This is a genomic window from Variovorax frigidus (assembly GCF_051216515.1).
Classification (GTDB): Bacteria; Pseudomonadota; Gammaproteobacteria; order Burkholderiales; family Burkholderiaceae_C; genus Variovorax.
The window spans coordinates 265,347-287,773 of record NZ_JBPJZF010000001.1 but is presented as its reverse complement, the minus strand read 5'-3'; the positions used below and the strand labels follow the sequence as shown (position 1 = coordinate 287,773).

The 22,427-nt window shown below is 66.5% G+C and carries 18 protein-coding genes; 3 read left to right on the top strand and 15 right to left on the bottom strand.

Annotated elements, in window-relative coordinates:
* Positions 1 to 29: 29 nt before the first annotated feature.
* From ACSFBC_RS01295 to ACSFBC_RS01275, 5 genes are read right to left on the bottom strand one after another with little or no spacing between them, the layout of a single operon-like run.
* Positions 30 to 707 (bottom strand): hypothetical protein, encoded by a 678-nt coding sequence (locus ACSFBC_RS01295; RefSeq protein WP_435508502.1) that lies wholly within the window; start codon positions 705 to 707, stop codon positions 30 to 32.
* 11 nt (positions 708 to 718) lie between these two features.
* Positions 719 to 2,035, bottom strand: coding sequence for a TIGR02679 family protein (locus tag ACSFBC_RS01290; RefSeq protein WP_435508501.1), 1,317 nt, complete (start codon positions 2,033 to 2,035; stop codon positions 719 to 721).
* Complete coding sequence (locus ACSFBC_RS01285) at positions 2,032 to 6,156, bottom strand: TIGR02680 family protein (RefSeq protein WP_435508500.1); 4,125 nt, start codon at positions 6,154 to 6,156, stop codon at positions 2,032 to 2,034. The genes ACSFBC_RS01290 and ACSFBC_RS01285 overlap by 4 nt, the downstream gene beginning before the upstream one ends.
* A complete protein-coding gene (locus ACSFBC_RS01280; protein ID WP_435508499.1) occupies positions 6,153 to 7,418 on the bottom strand; it encodes a TIGR02678 family protein in 1,266 nt (421 codons plus the stop codon). The genes ACSFBC_RS01285 and ACSFBC_RS01280 overlap by 4 nt, the downstream gene beginning before the upstream one ends.
* Positions 7,415 to 8,956: a TIGR02677 family protein gene (locus tag ACSFBC_RS01275; protein WP_435509242.1), complete on the bottom strand. Its 1,542-nt coding sequence runs from the start codon at positions 8,954 to 8,956 to the stop codon at positions 7,415 to 7,417. Before ACSFBC_RS01275 ends, ACSFBC_RS01280 begins: the two co-directional genes overlap by 4 nt.
* A 232-nt stretch (positions 8,957 to 9,188) precedes the next feature.
* Between ACSFBC_RS01275 and ACSFBC_RS01270 the strand changes: the two genes are divergently transcribed.
* Positions 9,189 to 9,698 carry a helix-turn-helix domain-containing protein gene (locus ACSFBC_RS01270; protein WP_435508498.1) on the top strand — a complete coding sequence of 170 codons (510 nt, stop codon included), beginning with the start codon at positions 9,189 to 9,191 and terminating at the stop codon, positions 9,696 to 9,698.
* 10 nt (positions 9,699 to 9,708) lie between these two features.
* Positions 9,709 to 10,971 (top strand): type II toxin-antitoxin system HipA family toxin, encoded by a 1,263-nt coding sequence (locus ACSFBC_RS01265; RefSeq protein WP_435508497.1) that lies wholly within the window; start codon positions 9,709 to 9,711, stop codon positions 10,969 to 10,971.
* A 243-nt stretch (positions 10,972 to 11,214) separates the two neighbouring features.
* Here ACSFBC_RS01265 and ACSFBC_RS01260 read toward each other — a convergent pair whose 3' ends face one another.
* The 3 genes from ACSFBC_RS01260 to ACSFBC_RS01250 form a co-directional block, all read right to left on the bottom strand.
* Positions 11,215 to 12,216: an NADP-dependent oxidoreductase gene (locus ACSFBC_RS01260; RefSeq protein ID WP_435508496.1), complete on the bottom strand. Its 1,002-nt coding sequence runs from the start codon at positions 12,214 to 12,216 to the stop codon at positions 11,215 to 11,217.
* Between the two features lie 183 nt (positions 12,217 to 12,399).
* Positions 12,400 to 13,386 (bottom strand): acrylyl-CoA reductase (NADPH), encoded by a 987-nt coding sequence (gene acuI, locus ACSFBC_RS01255; RefSeq protein ID WP_435508495.1) that lies wholly within the window; start codon positions 13,384 to 13,386, stop codon positions 12,400 to 12,402.
* Between the two features lie 33 nt (positions 13,387 to 13,419).
* Positions 13,420 to 14,208 carry an SDR family NAD(P)-dependent oxidoreductase gene (locus tag ACSFBC_RS01250; RefSeq protein ID WP_435509241.1) on the bottom strand — a complete coding sequence of 263 codons (789 nt, stop codon included), beginning with the start codon at positions 14,206 to 14,208 and terminating at the stop codon, positions 13,420 to 13,422.
* Positions 14,209 to 14,406: 198 nt separating this feature from the next.
* Between ACSFBC_RS01250 and ACSFBC_RS01245 the strand changes: the two genes are divergently transcribed.
* Entirely contained in the window at positions 14,407 to 14,997 is a 591-nt protein-coding gene (locus ACSFBC_RS01245; RefSeq protein ID WP_435509240.1) for a TetR/AcrR family transcriptional regulator, read from the top strand.
* Here the strand turns inward: ACSFBC_RS01245 and ACSFBC_RS01240 are convergent.
* The 7 genes from ACSFBC_RS01240 to dapE form a co-directional block, all read right to left on the bottom strand.
* Positions 14,994 to 15,188 (bottom strand): DUF1508 domain-containing protein, encoded by a 195-nt coding sequence (locus ACSFBC_RS01240; RefSeq protein WP_435508494.1) that lies wholly within the window; start codon positions 15,186 to 15,188, stop codon positions 14,994 to 14,996. The genes ACSFBC_RS01245 and ACSFBC_RS01240 overlap by 4 nt on opposite strands.
* Positions 15,189 to 15,442: 254 nt before the next feature.
* Positions 15,443 to 15,673 carry a hypothetical protein gene (locus ACSFBC_RS01235; RefSeq protein WP_435508493.1) on the bottom strand — a complete coding sequence of 77 codons (231 nt, stop codon included), beginning with the start codon at positions 15,671 to 15,673 and terminating at the stop codon, positions 15,443 to 15,445.
* 161 nt (positions 15,674 to 15,834) lie between these two features.
* Positions 15,835 to 16,398, bottom strand: coding sequence for a hypothetical protein (locus ACSFBC_RS01230; RefSeq protein WP_435508492.1), 564 nt, complete (start codon positions 16,396 to 16,398; stop codon positions 15,835 to 15,837).
* Between the two features lie 13 nt (positions 16,399 to 16,411).
* Positions 16,412 to 18,403 (bottom strand): ABC-F family ATP-binding cassette domain-containing protein, encoded by a 1,992-nt coding sequence (locus ACSFBC_RS01225; protein ID WP_435508491.1) that lies wholly within the window; start codon positions 18,401 to 18,403, stop codon positions 16,412 to 16,414.
* A complete protein-coding gene (locus ACSFBC_RS01220; protein ID WP_435508490.1) occupies positions 18,400 to 20,148 on the bottom strand; it encodes a M14 family zinc carboxypeptidase in 1,749 nt (582 codons plus the stop codon). The genes ACSFBC_RS01225 and ACSFBC_RS01220 overlap by 4 nt, the downstream gene beginning before the upstream one ends.
* 11 nt (positions 20,149 to 20,159) lie before the next feature.
* On the bottom strand, positions 20,160 to 21,056 hold the full coding sequence (gene prmB / locus ACSFBC_RS01215; protein WP_435508489.1) for a 50S ribosomal protein L3 N(5)-glutamine methyltransferase: 897 nt from the start codon (positions 21,054 to 21,056) through the stop codon (positions 20,160 to 20,162).
* Positions 21,053 to 22,231, bottom strand: coding sequence for a succinyl-diaminopimelate desuccinylase (gene dapE, locus ACSFBC_RS01210; protein ID WP_435508488.1), 1,179 nt, complete (start codon positions 22,229 to 22,231; stop codon positions 21,053 to 21,055). Before dapE ends, prmB begins: the two co-directional genes overlap by 4 nt.
* Positions 22,232 to 22,427: the final 196 nt, after the last annotated feature.

Sequence of the window (22,427 nt, the reverse complement as noted above, 5' to 3'; positions counted from 1 at the left end):
TCTGCGTGCCGGTACGCCAGGCCGAGAACTTAGCGTTCGGGTAGCAAAGGCAGCTCATCGTCGAAATCGAACTCCAGCTGAACTTGCGACCGGCGCAGTCTGAAACGCCGCCAGGGCCCGGGGACCAGGCGCCCACGGGTCGTCGGAACCGGTATGTACGCCATGTGCACCGCAAGCCAGCGCGCCTGCGCACAGCAACGGTAGGCATAGGACGTCGATATCAACAGGTGATCGGCGACGGCCGACATCCTGTTGTCGAAGTGCTGCAGCAGGCGCACATAGGCTGCTGCCAGCGACCCATGTGCATCGAGCGCGGCGTCCAACGCCAAGGTCGCTTCTTGCTCGAGCATTTCACCGAGGGCGTCGCGGCCCTCGTTGCTAGCCAGCAGATACGTCAGTGGATGCGCGTCGTCGTCCTGCCCGCTCCCCTTGGGTGCATGGTCAAGACGGACTGCGCGGCGCACATTCTGCTCGGTGTAGCGGACCAGGTGCTGATAGAGGTGGCTCAGCAGCTTTTCCTGACAGGCGGTTTTCGCGAGGTTCAACGCAGAGCCATCGGGCAGACGCAGGCTATAGGCCATGATCCACGCCTCGTGCACAACGTCACCCAACTGGTGTTCGCCGCCTGTGTGTCGCGCGATGCGTTGCAAGTCCTTTTTTCGCTGAGCGGCAAATCGTTCGAATGCGTCATCAGGTACTTGGTGCATGGAGCCTCCTGTCAGGTGAGTTGAAGATCCTCGATCAAGGCGTCCGCCACCGCTTCCTCGGCGATGGACAAGCCATGGCGACGCATGGCCGGTGCGAGCAGCGGGTCCCATGCGGCGTCAATGTTGGTTTCAGCCAGGTCACGACGAAGGTGCGGCGCGCCTCGCACTGCGGCCTCGTAATCATTCGTGGCCAAGCGCCACGGCTTGGCATGCCAGGTGCGCATCACGTGGTTGGCGATTTGCAGGCCAGGCCAGTCGAAGTCGCCGTGGTAGCGCAGTTGCGCACCCGCATGCAGCAACTGGTTCAACAGCGTTCGCTGGGCAGCGGCAGGCATGCCGTCGATGCAGACCATGGGGGCACAGCGTGCGCCCAGGCGGTCCGCGGCAATCGCCAGCAGATTGGGGTTTTCGCAGACGAAAACCAAGCGGCCTTCGACGGCCCAGGCCGGCGGCGTTCGCAAGAGCTGGCGCAACGACAGATAGGCCGGCTCGCCGGGTGTCCAGCCCGCCATCGCGCCGTCGTCCAGCGGCAAATTCAGCATCAGCGCCGGTCGCGCCAGTTCGTTGACGAGGATGCCTGCACGCGCCCAAGTATCGCGCGCGCGTTCAGTGGCCAGGCGTGTGTCCTCGGCGGGTTGCTCGGGCTCTTCTCCTTGATTTTCTTCAGGGTCCTTTTCCAGCTCGGGCGGCTCATCGCGTGGGAGCTTCGCGGCAGCGGCTTCGGCGAAGCGCCACGCGGCCAGCACGAGGGTCGAGACGGGCTGGCCGGCATCCAGCGCGTGCGCATTGCCGAGCATTTGCGCGGCAAGCTGAGCGCGTGGGAGTCCGGCGGCGGGCAAGCAACGTATGACGGCGTCGGCCTTCACCAACAGCGTTTCGGCGACGGCCGTGTCCTGCCGTGCCAGGCGCTTGAGCAGGGTGCCCGCGGCCAGCGTCTGCAACCAAGCTTGCAGCCGCGCGTCTCGGTCTCGTTGTGACCCCTGGCTCAGCGCGGCCCATGCCAGCCGGCTTGCGTCGCGCTCTGCGGCGGGATTGCTGATGGGACCATCCAACCGCTCCAGCGCCTCGCGCAAGGAGCCGCAGAGGCCGGCCGCCTGCAACGAGGCATCGACCACGGCGACGTCGATCCGCCTGGAGCGGACATTGCGCGCGGGGCGCCCGGTCAACAGCGCCAAGGCTTCGTGTTCGGTCGCGTTGAGTTGGGTGAGTTGCAAGCTCGCTCGGGCGTTGCCGTTGTCATTGCGCTCGAAGTAGCGGCGCAGGCGCTGGCGCAAAGGCGCGAGCGCAGGGCCGCCGAGCAAGCGCTGGAGTTTGGCTTCCGGCGTCATTCGGGGGGAAACCTGCGGTCAGGGTCGTCTTGGCGCTGTCTGGCGCGGCCGTCCCAGGTCCAGCGCGAAACATGCACGGCATTGATGCCTTCGCGGCGCTGCAACTGTGCGATGGCCACGCCGGGTAGCTCGGCGGAACAAGCCCATTCGCGTTCGCTGGTCACGACGAAGTCGAGGTCGAACTCGCGTATCAAAGCCCAGCAGTGGCCACGCGCCGCATCGTCGATGCCGGCGAAAACTTCGTCCAGCAAAACGAGGCGCGGCGCATGGGCATAGCTCTCTTGCGTGTAGTAGCTGGAAACCGCGGCAAACAGCGGCACCGTCAGGCCCAGCGCGCGCTCGCCGCTGGATGCCGGCCCCGACAGCGGGCGCCACTGGCCGTCCCAGCGCTGCACGCGAAAGCGATGCCAGCGGCGATAGTCCAGCGCGCGTGCCAGTTGTTCCAGCAGGCTGCCGCCCTGGTCCGCATCGGCGCGGCTGCGTTCAGCGGCGATGCGCTGTTGAAGCATTTCGCCGACCACGCGGCGGTCTTCTGCGCTCCACAGGTCGGTGCTTTTGTTGAACAGGCAGCGTGCGGATTCCAGCCCCACGGGCGCGCCTTCCGCGCCTTCCGGCAGGGTCTCCCATCGCAACCGAAAGCGCACGCCGGTCGACGTGGGGCGCTTTTCCAGTTCGGCATTGATAGCCTCGACCTGGCGGTCGGCGTCGCGCAACAGCTTTTGCACGGCGCTCGCGATCTCGGCTTGCAGGTGGTTTTCCAGCACCTGCCGCTCGCCGGCGGTCAGCAGTTCACGGCGCTGCGCGATCTCGCCGATCAGGCGCGCCTCCAGCGCGGTGGGGCGCTCGGGCCTGTTCTGATAGACGATGCTGACAACCAGGCCGAAATCGCTGGTCTCGGCCTGGGCCTGGTGGCTCAGTGCCGCGAGAGCGCGGCCGAGTTCGGTGTAGTCCTGCGAGATCTGGCTTTGCACGCGGGTCCACGCGTCGTCGTCGTCCTTGACGCTCAACAGCGCCTGTTCGGTGCGGCGTGCCAGCGCCAGTGCCGGCTCGATGGTCCAGGGCAAATGCGGCGCGGGCAGTTCGGCGTCCGGCAGGGCCGTGGCCAGCAGGCCTGTGGCGGCAAAGCCCTGCAAATGAGCCACGGCGAGCTGGCGCGCCGCAGTGCGCTCACTCAGTGTCGTTTCGGCGTCCTCGGCTTTCTGTTCGGCCTTGGCGCGGGCCTCGCCAGCCACGCGCAAGGCTTCGGTCAGACGCTTCAATGCGAGCTCCGCAGTACCCACGGCGTCGCGGCTCTCCCCAAGACGTCGCTGCAATTCTTCCACCTGGGCGCCGACGGACTCGCGCAGCGTTTCATGGCGAATGCGGGCCTCTTCGGCCAGCACGTTGCGCTCGGCGAATTGCTCCGACGCGTGTTTGGAATCCTCCTCGGCCTGCTCGGTTCGAAGTACCTGCTGGTCATGTTCGGCCAAGGCGTCGCGCAGTTCGCGTGCGGCGGTGGCGAGCGTGTTGAGGATGTCGCCGAAGGCCTGCAGGGCCTGCTTGATGCCGCGCAAGGCATCGCGCGCGGGCGGCAGGGTCAGATCTTCGGCATCGCGGGCCAGGGCATTGCGAGCGGCCGCCAGGTGCAGGGCAGCGTCGCGCAGTTGCAGTTCGACCTGTCCCAGGCGCTGGCGGGCCTCGTCGAACTCGCGGGCCCGCGAGACTGCGTCCACATGCGCCGCGCGCAGTGCATCGTCCGACGGGGCTGCCTGCCATTCGTTGGCGGCCTGGCGCTGATCAGCTTGGAGTTGTTCAAAGGCCCCTTTCAGCCGCACGAGGAGCCGGTTGAGATCATTCCAGCGTTCAGCGATTTCAGCCAGTCGGCGCATGCGGGCGGCAGCGCGTGCGGCGTAGCCGATGAACTCGGCTTCTGGTTTGTGCCAGGCGCCGGCCAGTGCACCAAGCCGAAAGCGGCCATCGGTGCCAATCCAGGCTTCGACGGCGGGGTCGTCCTCCGTGCTGCAGGCCACGCCTTCGAGCAAACCCTGCAGCACATCCGCAGCGATCTGGGTCGGATTGCCAAGGGCCTCGGTCGCGGAGTGCAGCCAAGCGGCCAGCGAATGCGGTTGGCACGGCCGGGCGAGCCATTGCGCATCGTGCGGCAAGGGCGTGCCGTCGGCACCCATCAAAGCGCCATCGGACGTGACCCAGGCGTCCAGCAAGCCGGATGCTTGCAGCGCGGCCTCGATGCCGGCGCGTGAATCGGCGGGCGTGCCCGGGTGGAAGTCCACCAGTTGCCACAGTGGTGCACCGCTGCGGCCTGCGCGCACATCGGGCGCACGCCATTCGGGCGGCGCTGGCGCGGTGTCTTCCCCTTGCTCGAGGCGCGTTCGCTCGGCGAGCAGGTCCGCTTGCGCCTGTTCAAGCACTTGCCGCTCGGCCTGCAACGCGGCCTCGCGCTGCGCATGGCGGAGGCTGGCGGATTGCTGGGCACTGTGTAATGCGGCACGTGCCGGGTTGTCGCCCTGCAGGCCGAGCGTCCAGACGCCCAGCGCGGCCATGGTTTCGACGCTGTCCGGCAGCTCGAGTTGCTGCAGGCCTTCGAGGTGGCGTTGCCAGGCATCCAGCAGCGCCTGAGCCCGCCGGTCGACCATGGCGTCCGCTGCTTCGCGGCGCTCTGCCGCAGCTTCGGCTTCATCCGAGCGTTCGTCGCGTCGTTCCTGGGCGTGGCCGTGGGCTTGTGCCGCGACATCGGCTTCCTCGCAGCGGTGCAGCAGCAAAGCAACCTGTTCGCGGCGCCCGGCGATGGCGCGGCGCAGGTCCTGGCGTGCGGTGTCCAGCGCCAGCGGCTCCAGCATGCGAACGTCGCCGCTGGCCAAGGGGTTGGCCGCATAGCTGGGCGAGAGGCCGGCATGCCCGGCGGCCTGCGCGGCGTCTTGCCGCGACTCGTTCAGCGCGTGGTCTGCCTGTTCGGCGCGTTGTGCGCGCTTGGCTGCAATCTGTTGCTCCTGCTTGAGACGCGCCTGCATCAGTTGGCGCGTCTGCAGCGCTGCATCGGCGTCCTTGCGGCGCTGGCCCGCATCCGTCCTGGCCTTTTCCAGCGTCTTGGCATCGGCCATCGCCGGGTCGTTCTGCAGTTCATCGAGCCGGGTGCGGCTGGCGGCCAGGGTGGCTTCGGCCTGTTGGTGCGCCTCGAGTGCGCGGGCTTCTTCGGCGTGCGCGGCCTGCAGCACCTCGCGCCCTTCGTTCAATTCGCGACTGGCGTTGTCGAAACCTGTCTGCGCGCTGCGCAGGTTGCGCGCCTGGCGTCGGGCTTGCGTGGCGGCATAGCGCTGGTAGCGCTGATTGAACTGGCCAACGGCATGCTCCAGCGCCTCGTACTCCTCCAGTTCGCGGCGGTATTGCTCCAGTTGGTTCAGCGCCTCGGCCACATCGGACAGAAGCTCGACGGACATCGGCTGCAAGGCTTCGGTCAGCGCGTTCGACAGGTTGGCTTCGTCGGGCTTCTTCGACAACTGCGGCTGGCGCAACTGGATCAAGGTGTCCATCAGGGCGGCGTAGCGTGCCGGGCCCAGGTGGAACAGGCGCTCGTCCACGGCGCGGCGATAGGCGGTGGCGGTGTCGAAGACCTGGCCGGCACGGTCCTGCAGCGCCTCGCGCAAGCGCTCGCGTGTGAGCACGACACGGGCCGGGCTCATAAGCCAGATGTCCTGACCGACGCGCTGCTCGTCCAGCACGAAGAACCAACTGTCGACCTGCGCCCGCGCGGCCACGGCAGAGAGCCCACAGCCGAGCGTAACGTAGCACGGCTGCCCGTCGTCCCCGATACGGCCGAACTCCACCCACGTATAGCCCATGCGCCGCTCGTGGCGTCCGAGCAGAAGGTTCCACGCCATTTTTTTGCCGGCATCGCCGTCGGGCTCGATGCGGGAAGACTTGAGCTGCGCGTCGAAGAGAAAGGGCAGGGTGAGCGACAGCACCTTCGACTTTCCCGTGCCGTTGTTGCCGCGCAGCAGCAGGTGGCCGTCGCGGAACCAGAACTCTTCGCTGTCGTAGTGAAAAAGCTCGAGCAGGCCCAGGCGCAGCGGTTGCCAGCGGGTGAGGGTGGGTACGGGAAGTGCTTGGGGAACGATGTCGGTCATTCGAACAAAGGTGGTTGGATGGCGCGGACCGGTTGAACGACATTGGCCGCGCCGAGCGCAAAGCGGACCAGGGCCGGCAGCGAACGAACCTCGCCCGCCGTGCAAGAGACAAGGTGCAGTTTCTGCAGTCTTTCGAGTGCCACGAGCGCCAGCTCGTGCTCGGCACCGGCTTCGCGCGCCGACTTGCGCCAGTAGCTTCCGAAGCGCGTTCGCGCCTCGGCCAGGAACGCGACCACATCGGCGACAGCAACCGGGTCTGCGGTGCCAGGGCCGCTGCGGCTACCGAGAAATTCGGCCACCAGCAACGTGGCATGTGCCTCGGTGCCTTCGGCGGGCATGGCGATGTCGGTCAGCTCCCCATCTTCGTCCACCAGCGCCAGACCTTCGGCACGCTGTTCGGGCACCAACCCCGCAGCTTCGCACAGGCGGCCGGCCATGGCACCGCGCTGGTTGACGAAGTAAGCGCGCAGCTCGGGGTCCAAGGTGTCGAGGTAGACGACGGGGTCGTCCAGCAGCCGGCGCGCGAGGTGGTGGCGCAGCGCCGTGCGCTGGCCTTCGTCGCTGTCGGGTACGTGTTCGGCGACCAGGGATGCCAGGCGCTCCTCGAGGCCCACCGGGGCTTGTTCCGCAGGCCACGTTGAAGGGCCTCGCACCGCGGCCAGCAGGCCCGCGAGAACGCGGCGTTGCACGTCGTACAGCGCGTCGGCCCCTTCCGCGGCGCCGCTGCGCACAAAGCCTTCCTCGTCGCCAGCCACGCGCTGCAGCACACCCAGCGTCAGCAGGCTGCGGCAGACAGCGACCAGTTCGCGGCGTTCGTGCGCGGCGGTGAGCGTGAAGTCGAAGCCTCGCGAGGCGAGCATGGGGTCCGAGGCCAGCAGCAACAGGCGCTCACCCAGCACGCGCAGGGTGATCTGGGGGTCTGCGCGTTCGAGTACGGCGCAGGCCAGGCAAAGCAGCACATAGCGGCGGCGTTCGTAGCCCGGCAGGCCGCGGCTCGCGTCATTCAGGTCGGCGGGCCGCTTGTACAGCCGCGCGCAGTCTCGCTCGATATGCAGTGCCCAGCCGGTCTCTCGCGCGAACCAGGCGCGCAGTTCGTCGGCGTGGCGGCGCACGGCCGCAAAGTTTTCATGTGCCGGCGTCATCAGGGGCTCCATCAACAGCGCGCGCAGGGCCTGGCTGCGCTCGTCATCTCGGTGCCGGGTTTGCTGACGGTCGATGTGCTGGCTGTCGCGGGTAACGGTAGCGCCTTCGCGGCGGCTCATGCCAGGTCTTCCACGCGCGTGATGGTGACAACGTGGTCGCGTCCGCCGAACACGCCTGCGGGCGTACTGATCTCGGCCCGGCTGTCGTCGGCCAAGGGGTGCAGTTGAATGTGCAACAAGCCGTCGCCGCTTTGCAGTTCCACCGGTGCATCGGGAGAAGACTGCGCCGTGAGCGCTTCGCCCAGCAAGTTCAGGAACAGGGCGAAGGCGTGCGGCTCCAGCATGCCGAGTTCGGAGAGGCGCATGGCACGGCCGGTGGCCAGGCGCTGCCGCGCCGCTTCGATCTGCGCGTGTTCTTCTTGCAACTGTGCCGCGAGCAGGCGCCGCTCGGCATCGCGCGCCTGCACGCGGGGCAGGGCGCCGCGCGGCGCGGCTTCGCCGTATTCGCGCAGACGCGGATGAATGCGCAACGGCGGCGCTTCGGCCCAGGGCGTGTTGGCCGGAAGGTCCTGCGCGCCGGACGCGGGCGCGGGGATCATCGACAGATGGCGCGCCGGGTTCAGCGCGAAGGCGGCGCGTGCCAGGCGATGGGCCTGCGCGTCGTCCGCGCAGGCGGCAAACCAGCCGGCCATGGTGCGGAAGTCGGCCGAGCGGTCGCTGCGTCCGCCGCGCCGCTCGTTCAGCACCGCAACGGCCGCGAGCAGTTGCGGGATCGCGGCGCGCGCCTTCGAGCGCAGCAGCTCGGCCTGCGGCGGTTCGTGGCCGTTGGCGACGAACCAGCGCCGCAGCCCCTTCCATCGTTCGCGCCAGGCTTGCCAACCGCGCGCCACAGCGTCGAGCTGCTCCTGTTCATCGCCGGGCGCGCTGTCCCGCGCTTCGCGCTGCGCAGCCAGCCAGAGCAGCGGGTCGATGCGCGGTGACAGCGCGAGGATGTGCTGGGCGATTCCGCCCGAACGGCCGACCAGGTCGCCGATGAAGCGCTCCAGGTAGTCGATCAGGCGCTTCTTGTAAGCCAGCACGGCATGCGCCTCGGCCTGCTGCAATTCGATGCTGCGTCCTATGCCGGCCATGAACGCCTGGGCGTTGTCAGCCAGGCTCTCGAACACGCGAACCAGGTCGCGCAAGGTTTCGTGCACCTTTGCGGCATCTGGCTCGATGCCGTTCGCCAGGGTTTCCAGCGCGTGCAGGCGATGGGAAATGTCTTCTAGCGCCACGGTCTGCAATTCCGCACGGCGGCGCAGCGTGCGTGCGAAAGTGGCCAACGCAGCTTCCACGGCCTCGCCACCCTGCGACAGCCGGTACAGGTAACGCGCCCGATAGAAGTCGCTGATGCTGGCGACGCGGGCTGTGTCCGGTTGCGATTCGAGGTTGCCCCACTCGGTGAGCTGCGCGAGCGCGGCCTGTATCTCTTCGATGCGGGGCGACGTCTGATTCTCCGGGAGGGACCATTGGCCCTCGGTCAGGACCTCGTCGGGGCGCAGATGCAGTCGGAACTGGTGTTTGGCGGCCGCGAAACACTCCATCACACCGCGATAAAGCATCGCTTTCTCCGCGCTGACATGGCGGAACAGGTTGGCTTGCAGGTCGGTGTGGAGCATTCGCTTGTTCGTTGGTTGGTCCGTGCTGCCAATGCAGTTCGTCCCAATGGATGCGTGTACGTATGTCTGCTTGTCGAATTCCGAGATTCGAAGTTCCGCCAAAATTCTGGCATCTTTTGTCTTATCAAGCCACAAAATTAGCTTGTGGATGACTCTTGCTTGCGAACAAATGCCGCCCAATAGAGATGATATTTCGACTTTATCTCTCCAAAAAGAATAAAATATTGGCACTATGGCGAAAAAAACAGCGCCCCTCCTCCCCACTACCGAGGAGCTGCTACGGCAGTTCAGCGAGCGCCTGCGCCTGGCGCGTCGGCGCCGGCGGCTTTCGGCCAAGCAGGTCGCCGAGCGGGCCGGAATGTCGCCCATGACCTTGAGAAGCCTGGAGCGAGGTGGCTCGGGGGTGACTATCGGGGCGTACCTTGCCGTCATGCAGGTCCTGGGCATCGAGAGCGACCTTGATTTGCTGGGCAAGGCCGACCCCGTGGGCAGGGAACTGCAGGATGCGCAGTTGCCGCCGCAAACCAGAACGGCTGGCCTCTTGATGTCAAAAGCCCCGAAGGCCTCGCCTGCCACTCAAAGAAGTAGGGATCTACCGAAAGCTCTCACGGAGCAGCGCAAGCCCAGCTCCCAACCCGCCGCCGAGACGCAGAACTGGATCGAGAAAAGCGGCTTTTCCAGCGCCAACATGCTGGCCAACCTGATCGACCCCGTGGCGTCCCCGGCGAAAAAAGGGCGCTGATCTTATGGCTATGGACATCGCCGTCTACGCGGACTGGACCGGGCTTGCCGCGCCATTGCGCCTGGGATGGCTGCATACCCGACGCGGCGCAGGGCGGGACCTCTTCGAGTTTGAATTCGAAGCCGCCGCGCTTGCCCACAACGCAACCCGGAACTTGCATCTGGACCCTCGACTGGGCCTCTTCGAGGGCCGGCAGCACCCGCCGCAGGGCCATGACACCTTCGGTGTGTTCGTCGATGCCAGTCCGGATCGCTGGGGCCGCCTGCTGATGCGTCGCCGGCTCGAACGTGCGCAACGGGCAGGTCACGTGGGCAAGGCGATTCGTCTGCACGAATCCGACTATCTGCTGGGCGTTCACGACGCTTATCGTTCGGGAGCGTTGCGCCTGCGACTCGACGATACAGGTGATTTCCTGGACAACCAGCATGGCGCGGCAGCGCCGCCGTTCGTGCAACTGCGCGAACTGGAAGCGGCCAGTCTTTCACTGGAGCGCGATGAGGACAACACTGCTGCGGCCGGCGACGACTGGCTGCGCATATTGATTGCGCCCGGAGGCTCACTCGGCGGTGCGAGGCCCAAAGCCAGCGTTGTGGATCCGCAGGATGGGTTGTGGATCGCCAAGTTCCCCAGCGTTCGCGACGAGCACGACGTGGGTGCTTGGGAACTGTTGGTGCAGACACTTGCGAAAGGCTGCGGTCTGGCCGTGCCGCAAAGCCTGGCCCGCAAGTTCGCAAGCCCACATCACACCTACCTGGTGAAACGCTTCGACCGAACGCCAAGCGGGCGGCTTCATTTTGCCTCGGCCATGACACTCACCGGCCGCGCGGATGGCGATGATGCATCCACGGGGGCGAGCTATCTGGAAATTGCGCGTGTACTGATCGATCATGGCGCGCATACCATCGCAGATCTGCGTGAGCTGTGGTCGCGCATCGTGTTCAACATGCTGGTTTCCAACACCGACGATCACTTGCGCAATCACGGGTTCATCCTCGTGCCCGGCAAAGGCTGGCGCCTGTCCGATGCCTACGACATGAATCCAGTGCCCGACGCGCAAGGCCTGAAGCTCAACGTCAGCGAGGCCGACAACGCCTTGGACCTCGATCTGGTTCGCTCGGTGGCGCCGTACTTTCGGGTCTCCAGGAAGCTGGGCGACGAGATCGTCGCACGCAGCCAGGCCGTGGTGAAGCAGTGGCCAAAGATCGCCGCCAGCCTGAAAATCCGTGCTCGGGAGCAGGAGCAGATGGCTGCGGCGTTCCGACTCGCTGGCTGATCAGGCGCCTTGCTGGCCTCGGTGAAGCCGTGCCCTGAAGTTTCGGAAACGGGGCGGGAGTGAGGCGTACCCACCCAGGCGCCGTTCAACGCGTCATGGCGCAGCCTGACCGTTCGTTAAGTCTTCTGCGCAAGCGGGGTGTCTGCGTACTGATCGAAGGGCAGTTCGTCGTCGAAATCAATCCGTAGCGGCACATGGCGGTCGCGAGAAACGGATCTCCTTGTCGTGCGACACGCGCAGCAGCTACCTCATTTGCACCACGACCTTGCCCTTGACGCGCCCACTGTCTACGTAAGCCAGCGCTTTGTGGGTGTCTTGAAACGGGAATACCTTGTCGACGACTGGGCGGATTGCGTTGGATTCGATGAGCGCGGTGATCTCGCGCAACTGCGCCCCATCGGCCCGCATGAAGACGAAGGTGTATTCGACCCCGTTCTTCCTTGCCTTCTTCCTGATGCCTGAACTCAGCAGGCGCAGCACCTGTCGGAGCGGCCAGCCCATTCCTCGCGCGATGGCGAATGCCGGGGTGGGCGGCCCGGAGATGGAGATCAGATGTCCACCCGGCTTGAGAACCTGGAGGGATTTCTTCAGTTCGTCGTTGCCAAGGCTGTTCAGCACCACGTCGCAGTCACGCAGCACCGTGGCGAAGTCCTGCTGCTTGTAATCGATGACGACGTCCGCGCCCAAGGCCTTCATCCAGGCGATGTTGGCCGTGCTGGTGGTCGTGGCGACGACTGCCCCGAGATGCTTGGCAAGCTGGATGGCGATGGTGCCGACACCGCCGGAGCCGGCATGGATCAGCACCTTCTGCTCCTTCTTCAGCTTGGCGGTTTCGACCAGCACCTGCCAGGCCGTCAGGGCCACCAGAGGGAGGGATGCGGCCTCGACCATGCTGAGATTCGCGGGCTTCAGCGCCAGCGACGATGCCTTGACGGCAATGAACTCGGCAAAGGTGCCGATGCGATCATCGTCAGCGCGTGCATAGACCTCATCACCGGGCTTGAAGTTGCGAACGCGGGCGCCGACCCGCAGGACCGTTCCGGCCACGTCGTGGCCCAGGATCAGGGGGAAGCGGTGGGGAAGAATCAGCTTGAATTCGCCGCTCTTGATCTTCGAGTCCAGGGGATTGACGCTCGCCGCGTGGACCTGAATCAGGACGTCATCGTCCCGCACTTCGGGCTCGGGCATTTCGCCGATGCGGCCAACTTCCTTCTTTCCGTACCGCTCGATGATGAAAGCTTTCATGGGGGACTTTCTTCCAGCGTTTTTGATTGTTCAGTTATTGAGGAAACCAGCGCCTTGGACACGAACTCGCCGTGGTACTGGACGATCCCGCCCCTGGGTGTTCGTCGACAGGGATCATCGCTCGTCAAGGTGCTTTGTGCCGCGCGGTGGATCGAGGGGAGTCCAGAGCCATTGCGTTGGTCGTCACGCGTTCACATCGACGAGGGTGCGCCCCTGAACCTTCCCTGCGAGGACTTGGCTGGCGACTTCAGGAACCTCTGCCAGGCCGATCACCCTGGTGGTCCGTGCAAGCTTGTCCAGATCCAGGTCGCTGGCCAGACGCGACCACGCCTGCAGGCGCGATGGCTGCGGCGCATTGACCGAGTCGATACCGGCGAGTGTGACGTTGCGCAGAATGAAGGGCAGCACGGACGCCGGCAGATCCGCACCTTGTGCGAGACCGAAGGCTGCGACCACGCCGCGATACCGGGTCTGCGCCAGGACGTTCGCCAGCGTATGGCTGCCGACCGAATCGATGGCCCCGGCCCATCGCTCCTTGCCGATCGGTGCGCCCGCTTCGGACAGGGTGTGGCGGTCGATGATTTCCGCCGCGCCCAGCGCGCTGAGGTAGTCGGACTCCCCGAGACGCCCGGTCGATGCGACCACGCGATAGCCCAGTTTCGACAGCAGGGCGATGGCCACCGATCCTGCGCCGCCGTTGGCGCCAGTCACCAGGATGTCGCCCCGCTCGGGCGTCACGCCGCCGTGCTCCAGTGCGAGCACGGACAACATGGCGGTGTACCCGGCGGTGCCGATGGCCATGGCGTCCCGGGTCGAAAAGACCTTCGGGATCTTGACGAGCCAATCACCGCTCAACCGCGCCTTCTGCGCGAAGCCGCCATGGTGCGTCTGGCTCAGGCCCCAACCGTTGGCCAGCACCCGGTCGCCTGCAACGATGCCGGGGTAGGTCGACGCCTGGACGACACCGGCGAAATCGATGCCCGGAATCAGCGGAAACTGGCGAATGACCGGTGACCGGCCGCTGAGCGCCATCGCGTCCTTGTAGTTCACCGTCGAGTACTCGACCGCGACGGTGACGTCGCCCGGCATCAGATCCTCGTCCTTGAAGTCGACCAGGTTGGTCGAAATGGTGTCGCCGGTCTTGCTGGCGAGCAGTGCCTTGAATGTCATGTGCTGTCCTTTCCGTTCGGGCGTTGTCTGCGTTCAGGCAGCGGTTCGATAGCGTGCAGCCACCTGCGCCTGCCGGATGTCCGCGACCAGAGTCTGGCGTGACGCATTCAGCACCTCCCAGCGCGCGGCGTCATGCAGCGGCGGAATGGTCACGAGTTCGCGGCGGTCGAATCCGACCAGCGCGGCATCCACCAACTCAGCCGCATCCATCAGATCAGGCATCGCACTGCTGTCGATGCCCGCGCGCTCCCAGATCTCGGTACGCGTGCCGGCGGGCAACACCGCCTGCACGTAGACCCCCTTGGGTGTGAGCTCCAGGCTCAGCCCTTGGGACAAGAACAGCGCGAAGGCCTTGGTCGCACCGTAGACAGACATGCCGAACTCGGGCGCCAGGCTGACCACCGAACCGATGTTGACGATCGCGCCTTTGCCGGCCTGCGCCAGGCGCGGGGCGATGGCACTGGCCAGCCTGACCAGCGCGGTGGTGTTGAGGGTGACCAGGCGGGCGACATCGTCTGTCGACTGGTCGATGAATCGACCCGACAGCGCAGCCCCGGCGTTGTTGATCAGTGTTTCGATCGCGGCGTCCTCACGCAGGCGCGCCTCGACTGCGGCCAGGTCGCCGGCCTGGGTCAGGTCGGCCGGGAGGATATCGACGGCAGCGCCGGTTTCCTCCCGCAGGCGCGAAGCGAGCGTTTCCAGGCGGGCCTTGTCGCGTGCCACCAGCACAAGGTCGTGGCCGCGGCGAGCGAAGCGGTCGGCATAGATGGCGCCAATGCCGGTCGAGGCGCCCGTGATGAGAACAGTGGAATGGGAAGTCATGTGTTTTCCTGATCGGAGGGGTGAGGCCATGTCGCGAGATGCGGCTTCGACGGCATGGAAAAAGCGTTTGTGGGTCCTGTTGCAAAGCAGACATATTAATGATGTCGATCATCATCTTTGCTGTCAAGCGTTTGATGATGACTGACATCAATGTATATTCACGATTTCACCGATGGAACACCCAGAGAGATCCTGGACATGAAAGTCACCAAAGCGCAGGCGCAGGCGAACCGGGCGCAGATCGTCGAGACGGCCTCGGCGCTGTTCCGCGAGCGTGGCTACGACGGGGTGGGTATTGCGGAGCTGATGGCGGGCGCCGGCTTTACCCACGGGGGGTTCTACAAGCACTTCCCGTCCAAGGCCGGCCTGCTGGCAGAAGCGGCGATCTGTGGTTTCGCGCAGTCGGCCGCCAAAACCGAAGGGATCGATGCGGCGGAAGTCGTCGCGCAGTACCTGTCCCGGGCGCATCGCGACGCGCGTGGCGAAGGTTGCACGATGGCCGCGCTATCCGGAGATGCTGCGCGTCAGCCGGCGTCGATCAAGCTGGCTTTTGCGACCGGCGTCGAAAGCCTGCTGGCGAGCCTGAAGAACCCGCTCGGAGCGCCCGAGGACGGCAAGCAGGAAGGCGCGCGCGCCAGGCGCATCGAAGTGATTGCGCAGGTGATTGGCGCCATGGTGCTGTCGCGGGCGTGTCCTGACGACTCGCCACTCGCCGATGAAATTCTGGATGTCTGCCGCGCGGCAGCCCTGTCGAGGCTGTCGGCGCCCCTTGATGCGTCGTGTCGTTAGCGTTCGACAGTGCTGCCCAAGGGGTCGAAGATCGCGGATCTGGACGCCTTGGCGCGAACCGCGTCGATGCTTTGCAGCGCCGCGTTCTTGTCTGGAAAGCCGGTCGGGCACTTCGCGATCACCTCGCCGGCGGTGGCCCTCAGCTCCCAGTACCAGAGCCGGTTGATATCCATGAAAACGACAAACCGCATAGGATCCTTAGAACGCCGTGATGCACGACGGTGCTGCGCCCGGCGCCGGCATTCTCGTGTCGTGGGGTGCTGCAGCGCTGGCCAGGCGTCCCGGCGACGTCCGGCCTGCGAAGCATGAATTCAAGCGTGGAACCGTGGTGCGCACCATCCCATGTCTATGAAATGGAAAAGCTGCGGACAGGTCCATGTGGCGGCCCGTCAGAAGGCGTGGACGCCGGCAGGGCGACAGGCAGGGAGGGTCGGCCGTGGCGTCGTCAAGCGATCAGGTCGTCGCGATCCGACAGCACGCGGCTGTTGGCGGTGATCGAACTCACCACACCGATGGCGCTCGCACGCAGCAGTTCGTGCCGCAAGGCAACCTCCAGTTGCACACGGGCGGACTGTGGCTGGTCATGCTCGTACTCGTCGTCCAACTCGCAATGCAAGTAGTAGTCGACTTTCGCCATCAGCCGCTCAATCGAGGCGGCCAAGTCTGAATTGTTCATTCGCTTTCTCCACCGTGGACGCATTCCCTTGGGTCTTTCCAGCTCGAAATCAGCATGTGCTGATTTTGAAGCGATGACTTAGGTTAGCACGCCTGCATTGGGCGTTCAGGCGACTTCGGCAAATGACCGCGAATTTGACGCTGAAAGAACGCATTGGCTTCTCATTTTTCTTTGAAAAGACGCAGTCTTTTTAGAAATTGAGGTCTTTGGTTCTCATTTAATGTGGCAGATTGTGGAGGAGCCGGCAGCACCATTTGCACCGAGCGCGCGACTTTTACGCAATCCTTGATGTGTTGCTCCCCCAGCGCGCGCAATGCCGCATACCCCAGCGCTGCCGACACCATCTGGCCAGCGATCGGCACGTACTTGGTAGCCTGCTTGGACGTCAGGCGCAGGCCTGCATGCTTGGCCAGGCCGATCAGAAGATCCCGTGTGATCAATCGGCCCACCAGCAGCGCGCCGACGGTCGTGGCCGCCTTCTGGATGCGCTCCCGCCGCTCGGGGGCCAGCTTCTCGATCTGCGTCACGGAGAGGCCGAACTCCGCGCTGATCTGGGGCACGAGCCGCGACAGCAGGGCCGCATCAGCCGCCCAGTCGACGCCCGGCAACGGCACGGCGCTGGCCGCTGCCGACAGCAGCGCCTTGCGCGCGATCAATTTCCGGCTTCGCTGCACTGCGGCGATCAGCGCCGGATCCCCCTGGGCCAATTCGATCGCATTGGGCATGCCGGTATTCCTTTCAGGCGGCGAGGGCTTCCAGCTGACCGGACAGCGCCAGCCAGCGCTCCTCGAGTTGTTCGATTTCGTCGTTCAGCGCCTTCAGGCGCTTGCCCGCGTCCGCGATGTCCGCGGCCGGCAGCGCTTGTGTCAGCCGGGCTTCGATGGCGTCCTTGTCCTTGCCGGCCGCAGCCAGCCGCTCGTCGATCTGGCTCAGTTCGCGTTTCAGCGGCTTGGCCTGGTCGTTGCGCTGCTGACGGCCCTGCGCGTCCTGCTTGCGCTGGTCGCGCGACTCCGCCGTCGGCGCCTCGACCGCGGCGGGCTTGGGTGCCGGCACCGCGGCCTTGTTGCGCACCGCCTCCTTGGCTTCCTCGCGCTGGCGCTTGGCCTCGTCGAGCAGGTAGCGCTGGTAGTCGTCGAGGTCGCCGTCGAAATCGGTGACTGCGCCGCGGCCGACCATCCAGAACTCGTCGCAGACCGAACGCAGCAGCGCACGGTCGTGGCTCACCAGCATCAGCGTGCCTTCGAATTCGTTGAGCGCCATGGCCAGGGCCTCGCGCGTGGCCAGGTCCAGGTGGTTGGTGGGCTCGTCCAGCAGCAGCAGGTTGGGGCGCTGCCAGACCATCATCGCGAGCACGAGCCGGGCCTTTTCGCCGCCGCTCATGGTGCCGACCGGCTGCTTGACCATGTCGCCCGTGAAGTTGAAGCTGCCCAGGAAACCGCGCAGCGCCTGTTCGCCTGTCGGCTCCTTGGCCGCTGCGCCGAGCTCGCGCGCCATGCGCACCATGTGCTCGAGCGGGTTGTCCTGCGGACGCAGCACGTCGAGTTCCTGCTGCGCGAAGTAGCCGATGTTCAGGCCTTTGCCTTCGGTGACTTCACCGGCCAGCGCGCCCATTTCGCGCGCGATGGTCTTCACCAGCGTCGACTTGCCCTGGCCGTTGGCGCCCAGGATGCCGATGCGCTGGCCGGCCTGGACCGACTTGCTGACGTGGGTCAGGATGGTCTTGGGCTCGCCGTCCACCACATAGCCGAAGTCGGCATGGCTGATCGAGAGCATCGGGTTCGGGATGTTGCCCGGCTCCTTGAACTCGAAGGTGAAGTCGGCTTCGGCCAGCAGCGGCGCGACCTTTTCCATGCGCTCCAGTGCCTTGACCCGACTCTGCGCCTGCTTGGCCTTGCTGGCCTTGGCCTTGAAGCGGTCGATGAACTTCTGCAGGTGGGCGATCTTTTCCTGCTGCTTGCCGAACGCCGCCTGCTGCTGCTCCATGTGCAGCGCGCGCATTTCCTCGAACTTGCTGTAGTTGCCGCCGTAGCGCGTGAGCATCGCATTGGCGATGTGCAGCGTGACGGTGGTCACGGCGTCGAGGAATTCGCGGTCATGGCTGATCACGATCATCGTGCCGGCGTACTTCTGCAGCCAGGCCTCGAGCCAGACCAGCGCGTCCAGGTCCAAGTGGTTGGTGGGTTCGTCGAGCAGCAGCAGGTCGCTCGGGCACATCAGCGCACGCGCCAGCTGCAGGCGCATGCGCCAGCCGCCCGAGAAGCTGTTGACCGGTTCGTCGAGTTCGTGCGTCTTGAAGCCCAGGCCCAGGATCAGCGCCTGCGCGCGCGGCGCGGCGTCGTGTTCGCCGGCATCGGCCAGGTCGGTGTAGGCATGGGCCAGCGCCATGCCGATGTCGGCATCGTCGGGGTTGGCCGCGTAGGCTTCCTCGACCTTCGCCAGGGCCTCGCGCAGCTCGACCAGCCGGGTGTCGCCGCCGACCACGAAGTCGCTGGCCGATTCCTCGGTCTCGGGCATGTCCTGCGCGACCTGCGCCATGCGCCACTGCTTGGGCAGGTAGAAATCGCCGCCATCCTCGTGCAGCGTGCCGTTGAACAGGGCGAACAGGGTGGATTTGCCGGCGCCGTTGCGGCCGACCAGGCCGACACGCTCACCCGGATTGAGGGTGACGGTGGCGCCATTCAGGAGCACTTTGGCGCTGCGGCGCAGGATGACGTTCTTCAGCGAGATCATGGAATCGGCGAAATGAGGCCCAGGGCTTCGACGGCGGCCAGAACCATCGCGGTCTGGGTGTCGTGGGCGAGGATGAAGGGAGCGCCGTGGATCGTTTCGTCGGGGAATTCCGAAATCAACGTCAGGGCGGGGCCCGGTCGATGCACTTCGCTGATCATGCAGGCTGTGCCGTGGATGAGCTCGAACGGTAGATCGCCGGCATGCGCATTGTAACTGGCGAGCTGTTTGGCGTTGAAATCCCTGAGCGCCGGCCGCTCGGCCAGGCGCAGGCAGACGTGCTCGGCCAGGCGCCGGGCCCTGTCCCCCCAGCCCGGGTGGTGGCGCAGGATCAGGAAAAAGCCCTTGGGCAGCATCCAGGCTTCGAAGCCGCGCGGGATGTAGCCGCTGAAGGGGCGCGTCCATTCGTGCGCCGGATAGCCGTGCAGGTTGAGATGCAGCTGTGCCCCGGACATCGCCAGCCCCTGTTCGCGCGCCTCACGCTCGAACCAGGGCGGGGCATCGCGGTACTCGAGATCGTCGCCCAGTGCCGTGTAGCGCGCCGCGTGATGCATGTGGCGCGGCGCCTGGGCGCAGAGCGCGCGGTGCAGCGCATAGCCGTCGGGGTTCTCGAGCGGGATCAGCGCGAAATGGGCTTGCTGCGCCACCAGCTGGTGCGCGGCACGCAGTGCGCCCACCACGCCGGAGGTCTCGTTGGCATGCTGCGCGCCGGAGATCAGTACCGCCGGGCCCTTGCCTGGATGGTAGACACCGCGGACCGAACGCCCCTCGCGGCTGGCCACTTCGAAGCGGCGCCCCGGCACGCGTGCCAGCTCGGCGGCGATGCGCTCCGGCGCCAGCGGAGACGGTGTGTGCGCCAGCGGCAGCGTGTCGACCGCGACGCCATCCGGGGCCAGGGGAGGGTAGGCCGAGGTCGTGATGCGCAGCCGTGCGGCGCCGCGTCCGGCGCGAACGTCCGGCACGATCTGGCCCGGACGCAATCGGCGATCACCGGCCGGCCGCCCGCTGCGGTGCTGGAAGAATTCGAGCAGCGAGAAGTACAGGTCCTCGTGCATCGCCTCGCGCGTGTCCATCCAGCCGCTTTCCGCCGCGGGGGCATGCGCGATGCCGGGCATGTCGACGCGGAGTTCGAGGCGCTCGAAGTACGGCTCGGTCTCGGACCAGGGGTGGGCGTGCACCAGGGCCAGGGCCTCGCGGAAGATCGCCTCGTGCTCGGACTCGCGTCGGCCTTCGGTCAGCGCCGCACCGGGGCGCCGGATGCGCAGCCAGGCGGTCGGCGACAGCATGGGCCGATCGAGAAAATCGACGTGGACGCGGTTGGGCGCGGGCACGGTGTCGGTGCGCTCGCGGCCGTCGCGCCAGCGCAGGTCGATGCGGTAGCAGGGCAGGTCATCGGATTCCGGCAGCGACAGCAGTTGCAACTCGGCGCCACCGAGCATCTCGGCGAGCGGATAGGCTTCGAGCAGAAAGCGGCGCGGCGATGCGGCCGGATGCACCGGGCAATGCACCCTGACGTGTGCCAGCGACACCCGGTCGACCGCTTCGAGAAAGTGATGCACCAGCGGCTTGTAGGCGCTGCGCAGCCGGGCGTCGATGCCCAGCGTCGCCAGTTGCGCCTCCGCGCGGCGGCGCGCGCGAACGCCTTCGAAGAGCCAGCCTTCGACCACCGTCCCGGACGGACTGCCGCTCAGCTCGCGCACCCACGCGTCCAGCGTGCGCGGCACCCGGACGTCGAGCAGAACGTCCATGGGCGCGGCGCCTAGCGAAGGCCGCGGACGATGGCGTCGCGGGTGAGCAGCAGCACCTGGTCTTCACCGGCCGAGGTGTCGAGCCAGATCGCCTCCAGCCGCGGGAAGGCGGCTTCGAAATACCCGCGCTCGTTGCCGATCTCGAGCACCAGCACGGCCTGCTCGCGCATGCGTGCCGGCGCGTCGGCCAGCAGGCGGCGGATGAAGTCCATGCCGTCGGTGCCGCCGGCCGCGTTGCCCGACAGGGCGAGCGCGGGCTCGGCCAGGTATTCGGGCGGCAGCGCGGCCATGCTCTGTGCGTTGACATAGGGCGGGTTGCACAGGATCAGGTCCCAGGGGCCGGGCAGGGCCGCCAGACCGTCCGATGCAACCAGCGTGATCCGGCTGTCGAGCGCATGGCGCGTGACGTTGATCGCGGCCACTTCGAGCGCCGGCGCGGAGATGTCCGATGCGGTCACCGTCACGTCCGGGTAGGTCATGGCGGCAAGCACGGCCAGGCTGCCGTTGCCGGTGCACAGGTCGAGCACCTGCTGCGTGTGCGTGCCCAGCCAGTAGTCGATGCCGCCGTCGATCAGCAGCTCGGCGATGAAGCTGCGCGGCACGATGGCGCGCTCGTCGACGTAGAAGGGCACGCCCTGCAGCCAGGCTTCCTTGGTCAGGTAGGCGGCGGGCTGGCGCGTCTGGATGCGGGTGTCGATCAGCGCTTCGACCTGGGTCTGTTCGGCCGGCGACACCGGCCGGTCGGCGGCTGCATCCAGGTCGTCGATGGGCAGCCGCAATTGCCACAGCACCAGCCAGGCGGCTTCGTCGAAGGCGTTGGCCGTGCCGTGACCGAAGGCCACGCCGGCATCGCTCAGGCGGGTGGCGGCGGCTTCGATCAGCGCGATCACGGTGGTCGGGGTGCTCATGCGGCGCTCCCGGTTTCAGTCTGCTCCAGGCGCTCGATCGTGCGGCGGTAGACGTTCTTCATCGTCTCGATGGCGTCGACCGCCACGTGCTCGTCGATCTTGTGGATGCTCGCGTTGACCGGGCCGAACTCGATCACCTGCTTGCAGATGCGCGCGATGAAGCGCGCGTCGCTGGTGCCGCCGCTGGTCGAGAGTTCGGTCACGATGCCGGTTTCGTCCTGGATGGCCTGCTGCACCGCCGCGACCAGCTCGGCCGGTGGCGTGAGAAAGGGCAGGCCGCCGACGGTCCAGGCGAGCGTGCAGTCGACCCCGTGCGTATCGAGCACGGCTTGCACGCGCTGCTGCAGCGATTCGGGCGTGGATTCGGTCGAAAAGCGGAAGTTGAAGTCGACCACCACCGAACCCGGAATCACGTTGTTGGCGCCGGTGCCCGCATGGATGTTGCTGATCTGCCAGCTGGTCGGCTGGAAGAAGGCATTGCCCGCATCCCAGCCGCCGGCTTCATTGATCGCCACCAGCTGGGCCAGCGCCGGCGCGAAGGCATGCACCGGGTTGCGCGCCAGGTGCGGGTAGGCGATGTGGCCCTGCACGCCATTCACGGTCAGGCGCCCGCTCATCGAGCCGCGGCGGCCGTTCTTGATCATGTCGCCGCAGCGCTCGACCGAGGTCGGCTCGCCCACGATGCAGTAGTCGATCGTCTCGCCGCGCTCGGCCAGCGTGCGGCAGACCACCGCGGTGCCGTCGACCGAGGGGCCTTCCTCGTCGCTCGTGAGCAGCAGCGCGAGCCCGAGCCGCGGGGCGGGTTGCGCGACGAGGAACTCCTCGATGGCCACCACGAAGGCCGCCAGCGAACTCTTCATGTCGCAGGCGCCGCGGCCGTAGAGCTGGCCGCCGCGATGGGTCGGGGTGAAGGGCGGACTGGTCCACTCGTCGAGCGGGCCGGTCGGCACCACATCGGTGTGGCCCGCGAAGACCAGCGTCCTGCCGCCTTCGGCACCGGCGCGCACCGCCCACAGGTTGGTGACGCGAAAGTCGGCCGGACCGCTCTCGATGGTCTCGAGCCGGAAGCCCAGGCGCGCCAGGCGCTCGCCCAGGATCTGCTGGCAGCCCGCGTCGTCGGGCGTGAGCGAGGGTCGGGAAATGAGTTGTTCGGCGAGTTGGAGGGTACGGGACATGTTCAGATCAGTTCTTCTTCGCGCTGCGGCTGAAGCCAGTGATACCGCGGAACCGGCTTTGCCGGGCCGCTGGTATCACCCCCTCGAGGGGGGAGCGCCGCAGGCGCTTCGGGGGTGGGCCAAAGATACCGCGGAACCGGCTTTGCCGGGCCGCTGGTGTTGCCCCCGGAAGGGGGAAGGCGCGCGCGACACGAAG

Bases quoted from the DNA above. Each gene is read 5' to 3' on its own strand.
- ACSFBC_RS01295 (WP_435508502.1), bottom strand. From the start codon at position 707: ATGCACCAAGTACCTGATGACGCATTCGAACGATTTGCCGCTCAGCGA.
- ACSFBC_RS01290 (WP_435508501.1), bottom strand. From the start codon at position 2,035: ATGACGCCGGAAGCCAAACTCCAGCGCTTGCTCGGCGGCCCTGCGCTC.
- ACSFBC_RS01285 (WP_435508500.1), bottom strand. From the start codon at position 6,156: ATGACCGACATCGTTCCCCAAGCACTTCCCGTACCCACCCTCACCCGC.
- ACSFBC_RS01280 (WP_435508499.1), bottom strand. From the start codon at position 7,418: ATGAGCCGCCGCGAAGGCGCTACCGTTACCCGCGACAGCCAGCACATC.
- ACSFBC_RS01275 (WP_435509242.1), bottom strand. From the start codon at position 8,956: ATGCTCCACACCGACCTGCAAGCCAACCTGTTCCGCCATGTCAGCGCG.
- ACSFBC_RS01270 (WP_435508498.1), top strand. From the start codon at position 9,189: ATGGCGAAAAAAACAGCGCCCCTCCTCCCCACTACCGAGGAGCTGCTA.
- ACSFBC_RS01265 (WP_435508497.1), top strand. From the start codon at position 9,709: ATGGACATCGCCGTCTACGCGGACTGGACCGGGCTTGCCGCGCCATTG.
- ACSFBC_RS01260 (WP_435508496.1), bottom strand. From the start codon at position 12,216: ATGAAAGCTTTCATCATCGAGCGGTACGGAAAGAAGGAAGTTGGCCGC.
- acuI (WP_435508495.1), bottom strand. From the start codon at position 13,386: ATGACATTCAAGGCACTGCTCGCCAGCAAGACCGGCGACACCATTTCG.
- ACSFBC_RS01250 (WP_435509241.1), bottom strand. From the start codon at position 14,208: ATGACTTCCCATTCCACTGTTCTCATCACGGGCGCCTCGACCGGCATT.
- ACSFBC_RS01245 (WP_435509240.1), top strand. From the start codon at position 14,407: ATGAAAGTCACCAAAGCGCAGGCGCAGGCGAACCGGGCGCAGATCGTC.
- ACSFBC_RS01240 (WP_435508494.1), bottom strand. From the start codon at position 15,188: ATGCGGTTTGTCGTTTTCATGGATATCAACCGGCTCTGGTACTGGGAG.
- ACSFBC_RS01235 (WP_435508493.1), bottom strand. From the start codon at position 15,673: ATGAACAATTCAGACTTGGCCGCCTCGATTGAGCGGCTGATGGCGAAA.
- ACSFBC_RS01230 (WP_435508492.1), bottom strand. From the start codon at position 16,398: ATGCCCAATGCGATCGAATTGGCCCAGGGGGATCCGGCGCTGATCGCC.
- ACSFBC_RS01225 (WP_435508491.1), bottom strand. From the start codon at position 18,403: ATGATCTCGCTGAAGAACGTCATCCTGCGCCGCAGCGCCAAAGTGCTC.
- ACSFBC_RS01220 (WP_435508490.1), bottom strand. From the start codon at position 20,148: ATGGACGTTCTGCTCGACGTCCGGGTGCCGCGCACGCTGGACGCGTGG.
- prmB (WP_435508489.1), bottom strand. From the start codon at position 21,056: ATGAGCACCCCGACCACCGTGATCGCGCTGATCGAAGCCGCCGCCACC.
- dapE (WP_435508488.1), bottom strand. From the start codon at position 22,231: ATGTCCCGTACCCTCCAACTCGCCGAACAACTCATTTCCCGACCCTCG.